The sequence below is a fragment of the Pseudomonas sp. MWU16-30322 genome, from assembly GCF_020515535.1.
GTDB classification, from domain to species: Bacteria; Pseudomonadota; Gammaproteobacteria; order Pseudomonadales; family Pseudomonadaceae; genus Aquipseudomonas; species Aquipseudomonas fluorescens_H.
Genome location: NZ_JAIWYL010000001.1, coordinates 216669 through 231412, shown reverse-complemented (window position 1 = coordinate 231412; position 14744 = coordinate 216669). Strand labels below are relative to the sequence as shown.

14 protein-coding genes are annotated in these 14744 nt (G+C 61.2%); 5 read left to right on the top strand and 9 right to left on the bottom strand.

What is annotated here, in order from left to right:
* Positions 1-2: 2 nt before the first annotated feature.
* Positions 3-776 (top strand): 3-hydroxybutyrate dehydrogenase, encoded by a 774-nt coding sequence (gene hbdH / locus LCH64_RS00960; protein ID WP_027612662.1) that lies wholly within the window; start codon positions 3-5, stop codon positions 774-776.
* Positions 777-943: 167 nt separating this feature from the next.
* Positions 944-2899, top strand: coding sequence for an acetoacetate--CoA ligase (locus LCH64_RS00955; protein WP_226499205.1), 1956 nt, complete (start codon positions 944-946; stop codon positions 2897-2899).
* 113 nt (positions 2900-3012) lie between these two features.
* Here the strand turns inward: LCH64_RS00955 and LCH64_RS00950 are convergent, their stop codons facing one another.
* Positions 3013-4125 (bottom strand): PilT/PilU family type 4a pilus ATPase, encoded by a 1113-nt coding sequence (locus tag LCH64_RS00950; protein ID WP_226499204.1) that lies wholly within the window; start codon positions 4123-4125, stop codon positions 3013-3015.
* Between the two features lie 133 nt (positions 4126-4258).
* Between LCH64_RS00950 and LCH64_RS00945 the strand changes: the two genes are divergently transcribed.
* Both LCH64_RS00945 and LCH64_RS00940 read left to right on the top strand, forming a co-directional pair.
* Entirely contained in the window at positions 4259-6808 is a 2550-nt protein-coding gene (locus LCH64_RS00945) for a hybrid sensor histidine kinase/response regulator (protein ID WP_226499203.1), read from the top strand.
* 39 nt (positions 6809-6847) lie between these two features.
* Positions 6848-7123, top strand: coding sequence for a peptidylprolyl isomerase (locus LCH64_RS00940; protein ID WP_003225447.1), 276 nt, complete (start codon positions 6848-6850; stop codon positions 7121-7123).
* 123 nt (positions 7124-7246) lie between these two features.
* On the opposite strand, the gene LCH64_RS00935 is transcribed toward LCH64_RS00940, so the two are convergent.
* The 8 genes from LCH64_RS00935 to LCH64_RS00900 form a co-directional block, all read right to left on the bottom strand.
* The gene (locus LCH64_RS00935) at positions 7247-8182 is read right to left on the bottom strand and encodes a sugar kinase (RefSeq protein ID WP_226499202.1); all 936 of its coding nucleotides are present in this window, start codon (positions 8180-8182) and stop codon (positions 7247-7249) included.
* 130 nt (positions 8183-8312) lie between these two features.
* Positions 8313-9527, bottom strand: coding sequence for an amino acid deaminase (locus LCH64_RS00930; protein ID WP_103485144.1), 1215 nt, complete (start codon positions 9525-9527; stop codon positions 8313-8315).
* A gap of 43 nt (positions 9528-9570) precedes the next feature.
* Entirely contained in the window at positions 9571-10335 is a 765-nt protein-coding gene (locus tag LCH64_RS00925) for an IclR family transcriptional regulator (protein ID WP_027612656.1), read from the bottom strand.
* A gap of 144 nt (positions 10336-10479) precedes the next feature.
* Positions 10480-10869, bottom strand: coding sequence for a RidA family protein (locus LCH64_RS00920; protein WP_007912330.1), 390 nt, complete (start codon positions 10867-10869; stop codon positions 10480-10482).
* A gap of 32 nt (positions 10870-10901) precedes the next feature.
* Positions 10902-11699: an amino acid ABC transporter ATP-binding protein gene (locus LCH64_RS00915; protein ID WP_226499201.1), complete on the bottom strand. Its 798-nt coding sequence runs from the start codon at positions 11697-11699 to the stop codon at positions 10902-10904.
* Complete coding sequence (locus LCH64_RS00910; protein WP_083368959.1) at positions 11696-12358, bottom strand: amino acid ABC transporter permease; 663 nt, start codon at positions 12356-12358, stop codon at positions 11696-11698. Before LCH64_RS00910 ends, LCH64_RS00915 begins: the two co-directional genes overlap by 4 nt.
* A 9-nt stretch (positions 12359-12367) precedes the next feature.
* On the bottom strand, positions 12368-13030 hold the full coding sequence (locus LCH64_RS00905; protein WP_003225455.1) for an amino acid ABC transporter permease: 663 nt from the start codon (positions 13028-13030) through the stop codon (positions 12368-12370).
* A 50-nt stretch (positions 13031-13080) separates the two neighbouring features.
* Positions 13081-13929 (bottom strand): transporter substrate-binding domain-containing protein, encoded by an 849-nt coding sequence (locus tag LCH64_RS00900; RefSeq protein WP_226499200.1) that lies wholly within the window; start codon positions 13927-13929, stop codon positions 13081-13083.
* 394 nt (positions 13930-14323) lie between these two features.
* Here LCH64_RS00900 and LCH64_RS00895 point away from each other — a divergent pair, with 394 nt between their 5' ends.
* On the top strand, positions 14324-14728 hold the full coding sequence (locus LCH64_RS00895; RefSeq protein WP_102355356.1) for a hypothetical protein: 405 nt from the start codon (positions 14324-14326) through the stop codon (positions 14726-14728).
* Positions 14729-14744: the final 16 nt, after the last annotated feature.

Below are 14744 nucleotides of genomic sequence, written 5' to 3'. Positions count from 1 at the left end.
TCATGACGACTCTTTCGGGCAAGACCGCACTGGTCACCGGCTCCACCAGCGGCATCGGTCTGGGCATCGCCCTGAGCCTGGCCAAGGCCGGCGCCAATCTGATTCTCAACGGTTTTGGCGATGCGTCGAGCGTGATCGCCGAAGTCGGCCAGTTCGGCGGCAAGGTCGGTCACCACCCAGCCGATGTCAGCGATCCGGCGCAGATTGCCGAGATGATCGCTTACGCCGAACGTGAATTTGGCGGCGTCGACATTCTGGTCAACAACGCCGGGATCCAGCATGTCGCCGCCGTTGAGGAGTTCCCGGTAGAGCGCTGGGATTCGATCATCGCGATCAACCTGTCATCGGTGTTCCACAGCACCCGCCTCAGCTTGCCGGGGATGCGCGCCAAGGGCTGGGGGCGGATCGTCAACATTGCCTCGGTGCACGGCCAAGTCGGCTCGACCGGCAAAGCCGCGTATGTTGCGGCCAAGCATGGGGTGATTGGTTTGACCAAAGTGGTCGGCCTCGAGACAGCCACCAGCAATGTCACCTGCAATGCGATCTGCCCGGGCTGGGTGCTGACGCCGCTGGTGCAGAAACAGATCGATGATCGTGCTGCCAAAGGGGTCGACCCGCAGCAGGCGCAGCATGATCTGCTGGCGGAGAAGCAGCCGTCGCTGGAGTTCGTCACGCCGCAGCATCTGGGGGAATTGGTGTTGTTTCTGTGCAGCGAGGCTGGAAGTCAGGTGCGGGGGGCGGCGTGGAATATTGATGGGGGGTGGTTGGCGCAATAAGCAGCGCTGGACCGCTGTGGCGAGGGAGCTTGCTCCCGCTGGGTGGCGAAGCCGCCCCCGGCAATTTACGACTGCTGCGCAGCCGATCGGGAGCAAGCTCCCTCGCCACATAAGTAAGTGCTGCACTCTGACCTGTGTGCTTGACCAACAAAACAAGAGGCAAACCAATGTCCGACATCCTCTGGCAACCCGATGCCGAGCGTATCGCCCAATCGCGCATGGACAATTTCCGCCGCGCTATCAATCAGCGTCATGGCCTGGCCTTGAGCAGCTACACCGACCTGCACCGCTGGAGCGTGGATCAGCGCGAGGCGTTCTGGCAGGCGATCGTCGACTTCTTCGACATCCGCTTTCACACCCAGCCCGAAGCCGTCCTGCGTGAAGGCGCGCAAATGCCCAGTGCCGAATGGTTTCCCGGTGCGACCCTGAATTTTGCCGAGCACCTGCTGCGCCGTCGTGACGATGCAGTCGCGGTGATTGCCGTGGCGGAAAACGGCCAGCGCGAACAACTGACCTGGTCCGAACTGGCCGAGCAAGTCGCCGGTTTTCAGGCCAGCCTGATCGCCTGCGGAATCGGCCTCGGCGATCGGGTGGCCGCGTGCATGCCCAACACCTGGCAAACCCTGGTGGCGATGCTCGCGACCACCAGCCTCGGCGCGATCTGGTCGTGCTCATCGCCGGACTTCGGCACCCACGGCGTGATCGACCGTTTCGGCCAGATCGAACCCAAGGTGTTGATCACCTGCGCCGGCTACCGTTACGCCGGCAAAGACATCGACCAGACCACCAAGGTCAACGAAATCCTCGCGCAACTGCCGTCGCTGCAGCAGTTGATCATCGTGCCCTATGCCCGCGAACAGGCCCGTGCCGAGGATTACCGCAGCCACGCCAACGTGACGTTGTGGAACGATTTCTACCAACCCGGCGGCGAACCGCGTTTTGTCCCGGTACCGTTCAATCACCCGTTGTACGTGCTGTACTCCAGTGGCACCACCGGCATACCGAAATGCATCGTGCACAGCACTGGCGGCGTGCTGCTGCAGCATGCCAAGGAACACGGACTGCACGTTGATCTCGGCCCCGGTGACCGGTTGTTCTACTACACCACTTGCGGCTGGATGATGTGGAACTGGCTGGTCTCGGCGCTCGCGGTCGGCAGCGCGGTGGTGCTGTATGACGGCTCGCCGTTTCATCCCGGCCATGAGCGCCTGCTGGATCTGATCGACGACGAGCGCATCAGCGTATTCGGCACCAGCCCGAAATTTCTCGCAACACTGGAAAGCAGCGGCTTGAAGCCTGCGCACAGCCATGATCTGAGTAGCCTGAAGACCTTGCTCTGTACCGGTTCCGCGCTGTCGCCGCAGAGTTATGACTTCGTCTACCGCGACGTCAAGCGCGATGTGTGCCTGGCGTCGATGTCGGGCGGCACCGATGTGGTGTCGTGCTTCGTCAACGGCAACCCGCTGTCGGCGGTACGCCGAGGCGAAATCATGGGCAAGAGCCTGGGCATGGCGGTTGAGGTGTGGAACGACGCCGGCGTTGCCGTGATCGGCGAAAAAGGCGAGCTGGTCTGCACCCGGCACTTCCCGGCCATGCCCATCGGCCTGTGGCACGACCCTGACGGCGAAAAACTGCACAAGTCCTATTTCAGCTTGTTCCCCGGCGTCTGGGCCCAGGGCGATTACGCTGAGCAACTGCCTCACGGCGGGATGCTGATCCACGGTCGCTCCGACGCCGTGCTCAACCCCGGCGGCGTGCGTATTGGCACGGCGGAAATCTATCGTCAGGTCGAGAAAGTCCCGCAGGTGCTGGACAGCGTGGCGATCGGGCAGCAATGGCAGGACGATGTGCGGATGGTGCTGTTTGTGCGCCTGCAGGACGGTGTTGCGCTGGATGACGAACTGCAACAGCAGATCCGCCAGGTGATCCGCGCCAACACCACACCGCGCCATGTGCCGGCGAAGATCGTCGCGGTGACCGATATTCCGCGCACCATCAGCGGCAAGGTGGTGGAACTCGCGGTGCGCAATGTGGTGCATGGCGAGCCGGTGAAAAATACCGATGCGCTGGCCAATCCCGAGGCCTTGGAGCAGTTCCGCAATCGCCCGGAGCTGTCGGACTGATCCCTCATCCCCTTGTGGGAGCGGGCTTGCTCGCGAAGGCGGTGTGTCAGTCCCGCTGATATCGACTGATAGATTGCATTCGCGAGCAAGCCCGCTCCCACAGGGGTGGGGTGTTAATCCATCAGGCCCCAATCGCCTGATGTAGTGGGCGCGGGTGCCGGCCCCGCCTCTGCATGCAGTTTCAGGCGCAGGCGCAGGTTGTTCTGCGAATCCGCATGCTTGAGCGCTTCGTCTTCGCTGATCACGCCCTCCACCACCAGCCCGTACAGCGCCGCGTCGAAGGTCTGCATCCCGACCTCGCCAGACTTTTCCATGATGCCCTTGAGTTCGCCCAATTCGTTGCGGCGGATCAGGTCGGCGATGGTGGGCGTGCCGAGCATCACTTCGACCGCCGCCCGGCGCTGGCCGTCCACAGTGCGCACCAGCCGTTGCGAGACAAACGCTTTGAGATTGTTGCCCAGCGCGTGCAGCAACTGCGGGCGGCGCTCTTCGGGGAACAGATTGACGATACGGTCCAGCGCCTGATTGGCGTTGTGCGCATGCAACGTCGACAGCACCAGATGCCCGGTGTCGGCGAATGTCAGCGCATGTTCCATGGTCTCGCGGTCGCGGATTTCGCCGATCAGCACCACGTCCGGGGCCTGCCGCAGAGTGTTTTTCAGCGCTGCATGGAAACTGCGGGTATCGACGCCGACTTCGCGTTGATTGATGATCGAGCGCTGGTGTCGATGGATATACTCCACCGGGTCTTCAATGGTGATGATGTGCCCGCTGCTGTGGCGGTTGCGGTGATCAATCAGCGCTGCCAGCGAAGTGGACTTGCCGGAGTCGGTGGCACCGACGAACAGGATCAGCCCTTGTTTGAGCATCACCGTTTCCAGCAGTACCGACGGCAGTTTGAGGTCTTCGAAACGCGGGATATCGAGTTTGACGTTGCGGATCACGATCGACACGTCATTGCGTTGCTTGAAGATGTTCACCCGAAAACGCCCGATACCGGTGCGGGAAATCGCCAGGTTCATTTCCAGATCCCGATCGAACTCGCGCCGCTGCTCGGCGTCCATCAAGGAGTTGGCGATGGCCTCGACCTCACCGGGCTTGAACGGCCGCTCGCTGAACGGCGTCAGCACGCCATCGATGCGCGCACTGGGTGGCGCTCCCGTGGACAGGAACAGGTCAGAGCCGTGCTGGCTCGACAGACGGAGCAACAGTGCATCGATTTCCATGGCAAAAAGCACCCGCGAAGCTTTCAATGAACAGAAATGACCCGCTGTCGTGACGTGACGGGTCATACAGCGTCTACCGCAAGTGCAAGAATAGTAGATGCCAACGCACTGACCGACGCTCAGGATAGATGTGATGAACGCAGCACCCTCCCCCGATGACGCCCAAGCCCTGATCGCCCGTACCGACTGGAGCCGCACTCCGTTGGGCGCTTCTGGCACCTGGCCGCAAAGCCTGCGCACCGCGGTGGACATCGTGATTCACTCGCCGATGCCGATGCTGCTGTTGTGGGGGCCGCAGCTCACGCAGATCTACAACAATGGCTTTGCGATGCTCGCCGGCAGCAAGCATCCGCACGCTTTCGGACAGCCTGCACACCTGATATGGCCAGAACTTCAGGACTTTACCGACCCGATTTATCGAGCAGTCCTACAAGGCCAGGTGCGCACCTACAGCGAACGGCGATTCACCCTGCAACGCGAAGGCATAGAGTCTGACTTCTGGCTGGACCTGACCTACAGTCCGATCCGCGATGAAAATGCGCAAGTGGCGGGGATTCTGGTAACCGCCATCGAAACCAACGAACGCCGGCGCATCGCCCTCGAACTGCAACGCCGCTCCGAAGAAAGCCTCAAGGCCCAGCGCGACACTGAAGAACGCCTGCAACTGGCGCTGGCCGCCACCGACGCGGTCGGCACCTGGGACTGGGACATCGGCGAAGATCGTTTCATTGCCGACGCGCATTTCGCCCAGTTGCACGGCATCGATCCGGCGCAGGCCAGCCAATTGCCGATCAGCGACTACCTGCAAGGCGTGCATCCCGAAGACCGCGCCTTGATCGCCCGCAGCATCAAGCATTGCATCACCCACGGCACCGAATACGCCGAGGAATATCGCCTGCTGAAAGCCGACGGCGAACTGCGCTGGGTGTTTGCCCGCGGCCGCTGTTACAAGGATCACCACGGGCGACCGGTGCGTTTCCTCGGTGCCGCACTGGACCTGACCGACCGTAAGCACACCGAACAGGCGCTGCGTCAGAGCCAGACGGAATTGCAGCTGATCATCAACGCGATGCCGATCCTCATCAGCTATGTCGACCACGAAGAACGCTTCCGTCTGAACAACGCCGCCTATCTGGACTGGTACGGCCTCACGCCGCAGGAACTGTATGGGCGCACCATTCGCGAGGTGATCGGCGAAGAGGCCTACTTTCTGCGCGCACCATACATTGCCGAGGCGCTGGCCGGGCGGCCCTGCTCGTTCAGCCTGTACACCCCGCACCGTGACGGCAGCAGCCGTCACGCGCTGATGAACTACCTGCCGCGCCACGGTGCCGATGGCGCGGTCAACGGTTTCTACATTTTTGTGATCGACGAAAGCGAACGGAAAAAGACCGAAGAAGCGCTGCGCAATCTCAATGAAACCCTCGAGGAACGGGTCAGCGCCCGCACCGAACAACTGGCCCAGGCCAATCAGCGCCTGCAAAACGAGATGTTCGAACGCGAGCGCGCCGAAGATGCGTTGCGCCATGCGCAGAAGATGGAAGCGGTCGGTCAGCTCACCGGCGGTATCGCCCACGACTTCAACAACATGCTCACCGGAATCATCGGCAGCCTCGATCTGATGCAACGCTACATCGCCGACGGCCGCGCCCATGAAATCGGGCGTTTCACCGAAGCGGCGGTGTCGTCGGCCAACCGTGCGGCGGCGCTGACCCATCGCCTGCTGGCGTTCTCGCGCCGGCAGTCGCTGGACCGCAAAACCCTCAACGTCAATGAACTGATTCATTCGCTGGAAGATTTGATCCGCCGCACCAAAGGCGACCCGATCGAACTCACGCTGCGGCTGGCCGACGATGTGTGGCCGATCAGTACCGACGTCAGTCAACTGGAAAACGCCCTGCTCAATCTGGTGATCAACGCCCGCGATGCGATGCCCGACGGCGGTGAGCTGCTGATCGAAACTGCCAACGTCTACCTCGACGGCAACGACATCACCACCCTCGAACCGGTCAAGGCCGGCGACTACCTGATGCTGGCGGTCAGCGACAACGGCACCGGCATGACCCCGTCGGTGCGCGCCAAGGCGTTCGATCCGTTCTTCACTACCAAACCGATCGGCCAGGGCACCGGGCTGGGACTGTCGATGATTTATGGTTTCGCTCAGCAATCGGGCGGCCATGTCAGCCTCGACAGCCTGCCGGATCACGGCACCTGCGTGCGCTTGTACCTGCCGCGCCTGAACCTGCTGGAGCCCGAACATCCGCTGGTGGAGCCAACCAGCGCTGCGCCAACCGCCACCTGTGGCGAAACCGTGGTGGTGGTTGAAGATGACCCGGCGGTGCGCATGCTGGTGCTCGATCTGCTCAAGGAGCTGGGCTACCTCGCCCACGAAGCCGCCGACGCCAGCGCCGCCCTGCCGCTGCTGGAATCGGAGCTGCGGGTCGATCTGCTGGTGACCGACGTCGGCCTGCCGGGGATGAACGGCCGGCAACTGGCGGAAATCGCTCGCCAGCATCGTCCGGGCCTGAAAGTGCTGTTCATGACCGGTTATGCGCAGAAAGCCGCCGAGCGCCAGGGCTTTCTCGAGGATGGCATGGACATGGTGGCCAAGCCGTTTTCGATTGAAGTGCTGGCCAACAAGATCCGCGAGATGATCAACCAAACGCCGTCACTTGAGGCATAATCCCGCGCCCCGCCGTCACCCCGTTACAGGTATCGCACGATGAAAGCCCAAGCCCGCCACATTCTGGTGAAAACCGCCGAAGAGGCCGAACAGCTCAAACAACGCATTGCCAAGGGCGAAGCGTTCGATGTGTTGGCGAAGAAATATTCGACCTGCCCGTCCGGCAAACGTGGCGGTGATCTGGGTGAAGTGCGGCCAGGGCAGATGGTTGGCGCGATTGATGCGGTGATCTTCAAAAAGCCGCTGCGCACGGTGCATGGGCCGATCAAGAGCAAGTTCGGCTATCACCTGGTGCAGGTGTTTTTCCGCGACTGAAGGCTTTGCTTTCGGGCGTTTGTGGCGAGGGAGCTTGCTCCCGCTGGGTGGCGGAGCCGCCCCAATAAGGCTTGCGCCTGCTGCGCAGTCGAGCGGGAGCAAGCTCCCTCGCCACAAGAACACTCATTCTTTCGGAATCAACGCCCCCGGCACCTGAATCACCCGACTCGCCAGCCAATGCCCCGCCTCCGCCGCCTCGACCGGACTGCCCCCCAGCAACCGCCTCGCCAGATACGCCGCACTGAACGAATCCCCTGCCGCCGTGGTATCCACAACTTTGGCGACCTTCTGCGCCGGCACTTCGAACGCCTCGCCCTCACAACGAATCAGGCACGCCTCGGCACCACGCTTGAGCACCACTTCCGGCGTGCCGATCTGCGCGTACGCCTCGAACACCGCGTCGCAATCGGCAAAATGGAACAGCGCCTGTTCGTCATCGACGGTCAGCAACGCCAGATCGACATGCGGCAACACGCTGCGATAGGCCGCCCGCGCCTCTTCCTGTGAGGCCCACAAACGCGGTCGATAGTTGTTGTCGAAAACGATCCGCGCATCACGCTGCCGGGCTTCGATCAGGGTCTGGATCAAGCGTTCGCGGCCCTTCGCGCCTAACACCGCGAGGGTGATACCACTGAAATACAACACGTCGTAGTCCGCCAACGCCGCCAGAATCGGCTCGGCCGCTGGAGTGGTGAAGCAATCGCGCACCGCCGCTTCATTGCGCCAGTAGAGGAAACGCCGTTCACCATTGGCGTCGGTCTGGATGCAGTACAGGCCCGGCAGCCGACCGGGCAGACGCTGCACGAGATCCAGACCAATGCCTTCATCGGTCCAGCTCTGGCACATGGCATCGCTGAAGCTGTCCTCGCCGAGCGCGGTGACGTAGTCGACCTGAGCTTTATCGCCGAGCGCGCGGGACAGGTACACCGCCGTGTTCAAGGTATCGCCGCCGAAGCTTTGCTGCAGGCTGCCGTCGGCACGGTGCTGGAGTTCGATCATGCACTCGCCGATCAGGGCGATGCGCGGGGTATTCGGGCCCAGGGGGCTGAGGCTGGTCATCGGGAGGTGTCTCTGGATAATCATCGGTGTTTGGGCGGCCCTCATCGCGAGCAGGCTCACTCCTACAATTGGAATGCGTTCCCCTGTAGGAGCGAGCCTGCTCGCGAATGGCCCGACTCGGTCTCAAGCCTTAAAAACAAGTCTCCATGCTCTCGACCACCGCCAACTGCTCATCCACCAGCAACCCCACCCGCCACTTGTCGAACGTCAGACACGGGTGCGAGGTGCCGAAGGAAATGATGTCGCCCACCCGCAACTCAACCCCCGGCGCCACGCTCATGAACGCATGCTGGTCCATCACCGCCGTCACCTTGCACGCGCCGACATCGTCGCCCACCGCCGGCAACACACCGGCCTTGTAACGCAGCAACGGCACCGGCAGCCCGGCATCGAACGCCACGTCGCGCTTGCCGAGGGCGATCACCGCAAAACCCGGCTCCGGCATCGACTGCACATGCGCCCAGACCTCCAGCGCCGGACGCAGGCCTTCGTGCAGATCGCTGCGACGATCCAGCACGCAGCATTGCGCGTCCTTATAGATGCCATGGTCATGCGCGACATAACTGCCCGGACGCAGCACACTCAGGAAGCGCCCGCCGGCGTTCTGCGTTTCGAACGACTCGGCAATCAGGTCGTACCACGCCGAACCCGAGGCGGTGATGATCGGCTTGGCGATGGCAAACGCGCCGCTGTCCTGCAACTGGACCGCCAGACGCACCAGCGAGGCGGCGAATTCGCGAATGCCGCTGACCGCGTGATCGCCGTGGATCACCCCTTCGTAACCTTCGATACCGGTCAGGGCCAGCGCCGGTTGCGCGTTGATCGCCTGAGCCAGCGCGATGACTTCCTGCTCGCTGCGGCAACCGCAGCGGCCGCCGACCACGCCGTATTCGATCATCACGTTCAACTTCACTCCACGCGAGGCGAAGTAGGCGCCGAGATCGGCGACGTTGTCCGGGTGATCGACCATGCAGTAGAAATCGAAATCCGCATCGGCCAGCAGATCGGCAATCAGTGCCATGTTCGGCGTGCCGACCAGTTGGTTGGCCATCAGCACCCGGCGTACACCGTGGGCATAAGCGGCGCGGGTCTGGGTGGCGCTGGCGAGGGTGATGCCCCACGCGCCGGCGTCGAGCTGACGCTGGAACAGCGCCGGGGTCATGCTGGTCTTGCCGTGGGGCGCAAGCTCGGCACCGCTGTCGCTGACGAACTTCTGCATCCAGCGAATGTTGTGCTCCAGCGCCTCGCGGTGCAGCACCAGCGCCGGCAGGCTGACGTCACGCACAAGGTGCGCGCCAATCGCAGCGTCGCCCTTTTCCACAGCGGTATTGATGGCAGTCGTCATGGTCAAACTCCTCGCATTCAGTCGCGGCCGCAGGCAGCCGCGGTTATTCGTTGATGCGCCGGGCGAGGCTGTTCGCGCTCTCGATCAGCACCCGGCGATAGTCGTCGTAATTGTTCTTCGCATCGGCCCGTGGAGCGACGATGCACAGGGTACAGATGGCCACGCCGCTGGGGTCTTTGACCGGAGCGGCAAAGCAATGGGTAAAGGTGTCGGCAACGCTGTCGAAGGAGAAGAAGCCGTCGATGCCAGCCTGGCGGATCTCCGCCAGAAAGCGCTCCAGCGGCAGGCGTTCGCCGTCGGGCAGGATGTAATCGTCTTCGTCGATCAGGTCGATGATCTGCTGGTCGCTCAGATGCGCCAGAAGCAGGCGTCCTGAAGCCGTCCACGGGATCGGTGCATTTTCACCAATATCGGAAGAAATGCGGAAATGCCGCTCGCCTTCCTTCATCAGTGCCACGGTGTATTTGCGCCCGTTGAGCAGACACATCTGCGCGGTTTCCCGGGTCTGGCTGACGATCTCCTGCAAGGCGTGATCGGCCTCGCGGCTGAGGTCGAAATGGCGCAAATGCGCCTGCCCGAGGAAGTACAACTGGCGCCCCAGATAGACGTGACCGTCCTTGCCCACCGGCTCCAGAATCCGTCGCTCCAGCAGTGACGCCACCAGTTCGTAGACCGTGGATTTCGGGCTGCCGATACCGTTGGCGATGTCGTTCGGACGCAGCGGCTGGCCGATCTCCTTGAGGAAATCGAGGATATCGAACGCCCGGTCCAGACCACGGGCCCGGCGTTTGATGGTGTCTTCGGTCATGTCTTCAGTTCCCAATGAAAGTGCCGGGAGTGTACCGAGAGTGCAGCGTCGACGGTTAGATCGCCATCGCGAGCAGGCTCACTCCTACAGTGGAAGCGCATCCTTCTGTAGGAGTGAGCCTGCTCGCGATAGGGGCACCTCGGTTCAGGCTTTTTTCTTGTAGGCGATGCAATCGATCTCGACCTTGCAATCGACCATCATGCTAGCCTGCACACAGGCCCGCGCCGGGGCGTGTTCCGGTTTGAAGTACTCGCCGAAGACCTTGTTGAAACTGCTGAAATCCCGCGGATCGTCCAGCCATACGCCGGCACGCACCACATCTTCCAGGCCATAACCGGCCTCTTCGAGAATCGCGATCAGGTTCTTCATGGTCTGGTGGGTCTGCTCGACGATGCCGCCAACGATGATCTCGCCATCCACCGCCGGCACCTGGCCGGACACGTGCAGCCAGCCATCCGCCTCAACGGCGCGCGCGAAGGGACGTGGCTGACCGCCAGCGGCGGTGCTGCCGGTGCCGTATCGAGTAATGCTCATGGGTACTTCTCCTGATGACAAAACAAAAAAAATTAGAACCGCGTGCTCTTGAGAAACTCGGCCAGACGCGGCGATTGCGGGCGTTCGAACAGTTCCTTGGGAGGCCCCTGCTCTTCGATCCGCCCCTGATTCATGAAAACGATCTTGTCCGAGACCTCGAAGGCGAAACGCATCTCGTGGGTCACCAGCAACATGGTCATGCCGTCTTCAGCCAGGCCCTTGATCACGTTCAACACTTCACCGACCAGCTCCGGATCGAGGGCCGAGGTGACTTCGTCGAACAGCATCAGGCTGGGGTTCATCGCAATCGCCCGGGCAATCGCCACGCGCTGTTGCTGACCGCCGGACAACTGTCCGGGAAAGTGATTGCGCCGTTCGAGCAGGCCGACCCGCTCCAACCATTTTTCGGCGAGGACCACGGCTTGGTCCTTGTGCATCTTCTTAACCTTGAGCAGACCGAGGGTGACGTTCTGCAGGGCCGTCAGGTGCGGGAACAGGTTGAATTGCTGGAAGGCCATGCCGGTCATCGCGCGATGGCGGGCGATGACTTTTTCCGCGTGACGCACGCGTTTGCCACCGACCTCGTCATAGCCGATGGACTCGCCGTCGAGCAGGATCTGCCCGCCCTGAAACTCTTCGAGCATGTTCACGCAGCGCAGCAACGTGGTCTTGCCCGAACCGCTGGAGCCGATCAGCGTTACGACGTTGCCGCGCTGCATGCTCAGGTCGACGCCCTTGAGCACTTCGACTGCACCGTACTGCTTGTGCAGGCCACGGATGTCCAGCAGCGGCTGACCGTTCTGAACCTTGGAAGCTTGAGCTTGAGTCATGGCAAGGCCACCCGCTTTTCAATGTGCCGGCCGAGTAATTCGATGCCGTAGTTGATGACGAAGAACAGAAAACCGGCGAACAGGTAGAACTCCAGAGTCATGAAGGTCCTGGCGATGATCTGTTGGGTGCTGAGCAACAATTCGGCGACGCCGATCACCGAGAGCAGGGTCGAGGCCTTGACGATTTCGGTGGACGAGTTGACCCAGGTCGGCAGGATCTGCCGCAACGCCTGGGGCAACAGCACGTAACCGAGGGATTGATAAAACGTCAGGCCGATCGCCTTGCTCGCTTCCATCTGCCCGCGTGGCAAGGCCTGCAAGGCGCCGCGCACAATCTCGGCAACGTGCGAACCGCAAAACAGCGTCAGGCCCAGCGCACCCGCCTGAAACGCGCTGATCTGCCAGCCCAGCGCTGGCGCCATATAGAAGCAGGCCAGCACCAGCACAAACACCGGCGTGCCGCGAATCAGGTCGACGTAAAAGCGGAACGGCGCGCGCATCCAGAACTTGCCGTAGGTCAGCACCAGACCGGTGACAACCCCGAGCAGCGTGCCGAACAGAATCGCCAGCGCCGACACCTGCACACTGGTCAGGAACCCTTGCAGCAACGTCTCGCGTGCCACCCATAATTCATGCAACCAACTGGGAGATTCGTACATCGCAGCCTCCTATCGGCGAATCGCCAGACGCTGCTCGAGGTAGCGCAGCAGCATGGCAATGAGGTAACAGGCCGCGACATACAACGCCGTGGTCACCAGCCAGGTTTCGATCACCCGGTAGCTCTCGACGTTGATCTTGCGCGCGTAATAGGTCAGCTCCGGCACCGCAATCGCGGCGGCCAGCGAGGTGTCCTTGAACAGCGAGATGAAGTTGTTCGACAGCGCCGGCAACACGTTGCGCAGCATGACCGGCACAGTGACGTAGGCCTTGACCTGCCACTCACCGAGACCGATCGCCAGCCCCGCTTCGCGCTGGCCTTTGGGAATGCTCAGCAAACCGCCACGGAACACTTCGGTCAGATAGGCACCCGCATACAGCGACAGGGTGATGATGAACGACGGGATCTTGTCCAGACGGATCCCCAGGCTCGGCAACGCAAAATAGATCAACAGAATCAACACCAGAATCGGCGTGTTACGCACCACCGTGACGTACACCGAGGCCAGCACCCGCAGGGCGCGATGCTTCGACAGCAAGGCAAACGCCATCAGCAGGCCGATCACGCAGCCAATGGCGATCGACACCAGCGCCAGTTCAAGGCCCAGACCGAGCCCCGCCAGCAAGGTGTCGAAATCGCGCCACACGGCGGCAAAGTTCAACTGATAGTTCATGGTCAGCAGTACCTTGAGCGGGGCGATTGAGGCGCCCCGCTCTCACAGGGTCATTTGAATTCGACTGGGAAACCGATGGCCGGGGACGGCAGATCCACTCCGAACCACTGCTTGAAGGATGCTGCGTAAGTCGGGAACTCGACGCCGGTCATGGCTTCATGCAGCACGGTGTTAACGAAATTCAGCCAGTCCTGATCGCCACGTTTGACGGCGCAAGCGTAGGTCTGCGGGCTCCACGCGTAGGTCGGGCTGCGGTAGCGGCCCGGGTTCTGCACCATCAGGTATTTGACCGAAGACTGGTCGGTGGCTGCCGCATCGGCGCGACCGGAGTTCACCGCCTGATACATCAGGTCGACGCTGTCGTACTGATCAACCTTGGCCTTGGGCAGTGCCTGATGCACCAGTTCTTCGGCATAGACGTTTTGCAGCACAGCCACGGTAACGCTATCACCGGCAGCCTGCAGATCTTCGATTTCCTTGTATTTGCTGTTGGCCGGCAGCAGCAGACCGACACCTTCGCGGTAGTACGGCAGGGTGAATGCCACTTGCTGCGCGCGGCTCGCGGTAACGGTGATGAACTGGCAGCTCATGTCGACCTTGTCGGTCAGCAGATTGGGAATTCGCGCATCGGACGACTGCACCACAAACTCGACCTTGTTCGGATCATTGAACAAGCCCTTGGCCACCATCTTGGCAATGTCGATATCAAAGCCCTGCAACTTGCCGTCCGCACCTTGAAAGTGCCACGGCGCATTGGTGCTGCCGGTGCCGACAATCAACTTGCCACGGGCCAGAACACTGTCGAGCTTGCTGTCGGCTGCCTGGGCCATGCCCATGACAGCGGACGAAGCCGCAAGAACAAAAACACACGCTTTGAACAACGAGGGACGGCGATGCATGGCAATCACTCCAGGATGATGTTTATTCCGCTATACCGGAACACGGTTTGTTACTACGGAATAGACAGCAGAAAGTGTGCCACAGCTCGGGGACGAAATCGCCCGTATGTGGAACTTCAAGTTATTCAGCTGGTTAGCTAACGAGACATCTGGCACGCAGAGGCGCCGCTTTTGGACAATTCAGCGATCGTGTGAGTAGTAACGTCACATTCAAGTGCAGCGATGTGCGTATTCGATGCACGGAGAGCTTTCGCAAGGTCTCTTTTTTCGTATTGCCGTTTGTCGGATTTCAACCTCTACCTGTCAGAGTTGACAGTTGTTTCCAACGGATCCCGGAGGCCTACTGAAGTCTCTGCTCAGCAGAAACATCAATAACCGAACAAGGATGAGTGAAATGGCCAATTTGATTAAAAACGGTGACTTTTCCCAGCAAGGTGCTCATTGGAGCGCGTCCGAGGCGGACAAAGTTCATTATGAAAACGGCGATTGCGTTATTGCTTCTCCTGCATTTATCAGTCAGGAGGTGCCCACGCCAAACGGTGATGGTGGGACATTCATGTTATCCGCGCGGATGAAGACCAACCCGGGGGCAGCGGGTCGTATCACGGTGCAGGCTCACCCGACGGGTGAGCCAGTTTCCCTTGATGTCGGGGGCGGGCAAAGCTGGGAAGTTCTTTCCAAGAAGTTCAAGGCCAATAACGCGACTATCAAGTTCGTAGTCAAACTGGAAGCCAACGATGGAGAAAACGGCAAGCCTGGCTCGTATTTCGGTGATGTAACGCTTTCCAAATTGAGCTGACACAACGTTTCAAGTT

Coding starts and splice junctions, on each gene's coding strand:
- LCH64_RS00910 (WP_083368959.1), bottom strand. CDS start 12,358: ATGTACGAATCTCCCAGTTGGTTGCATGAATTATGGGTGGCACGCGAG.
- LCH64_RS00905 (WP_003225455.1), bottom strand. CDS start 13,030: ATGAACTATCAGTTGAACTTTGCCGCCGTGTGGCGCGATTTCGACACC.
- LCH64_RS00935 (WP_226499202.1), bottom strand. CDS start 8,182: ATGACCAGCCTCAGCCCCCTGGGCCCGAATACCCCGCGCATCGCCCTG.
- hbdH (WP_027612662.1), top strand. CDS start 3: ATGACGACTCTTTCGGGCAAGACCGCACTGGTCACCGGCTCCACCAGC.
- LCH64_RS00945 (WP_226499203.1), top strand. CDS start 4,259: ATGAACGCAGCACCCTCCCCCGATGACGCCCAAGCCCTGATCGCCCGT.
- LCH64_RS00930 (WP_103485144.1), bottom strand. CDS start 9,527: ATGACGACTGCCATCAATACCGCTGTGGAAAAGGGCGACGCTGCGATT.
- LCH64_RS00920 (WP_007912330.1), bottom strand. CDS start 10,869: ATGAGCATTACTCGATACGGCACCGGCAGCACCGCCGCTGGCGGTCAG.
- LCH64_RS00895 (WP_102355356.1), top strand. CDS start 14,324: ATGGCCAATTTGATTAAAAACGGTGACTTTTCCCAGCAAGGTGCTCAT.
- LCH64_RS00950 (WP_226499204.1), bottom strand. CDS start 4,125: ATGGAAATCGATGCACTGTTGCTCCGTCTGTCGAGCCAGCACGGCTCT.
- LCH64_RS00925 (WP_027612656.1), bottom strand. CDS start 10,335: ATGACCGAAGACACCATCAAACGCCGGGCCCGTGGTCTGGACCGGGCG.
- LCH64_RS00940 (WP_003225447.1), top strand. CDS start 6,848: ATGAAAGCCCAAGCCCGCCACATTCTGGTGAAAACCGCCGAAGAGGCC.
- LCH64_RS00900 (WP_226499200.1), bottom strand. CDS start 13,929: ATGCATCGCCGTCCCTCGTTGTTCAAAGCGTGTGTTTTTGTTCTTGCG.
- LCH64_RS00955 (WP_226499205.1), top strand. CDS start 944: ATGTCCGACATCCTCTGGCAACCCGATGCCGAGCGTATCGCCCAATCG.
- LCH64_RS00915 (WP_226499201.1), bottom strand. CDS start 11,699: ATGACTCAAGCTCAAGCTTCCAAGGTTCAGAACGGTCAGCCGCTGCTG.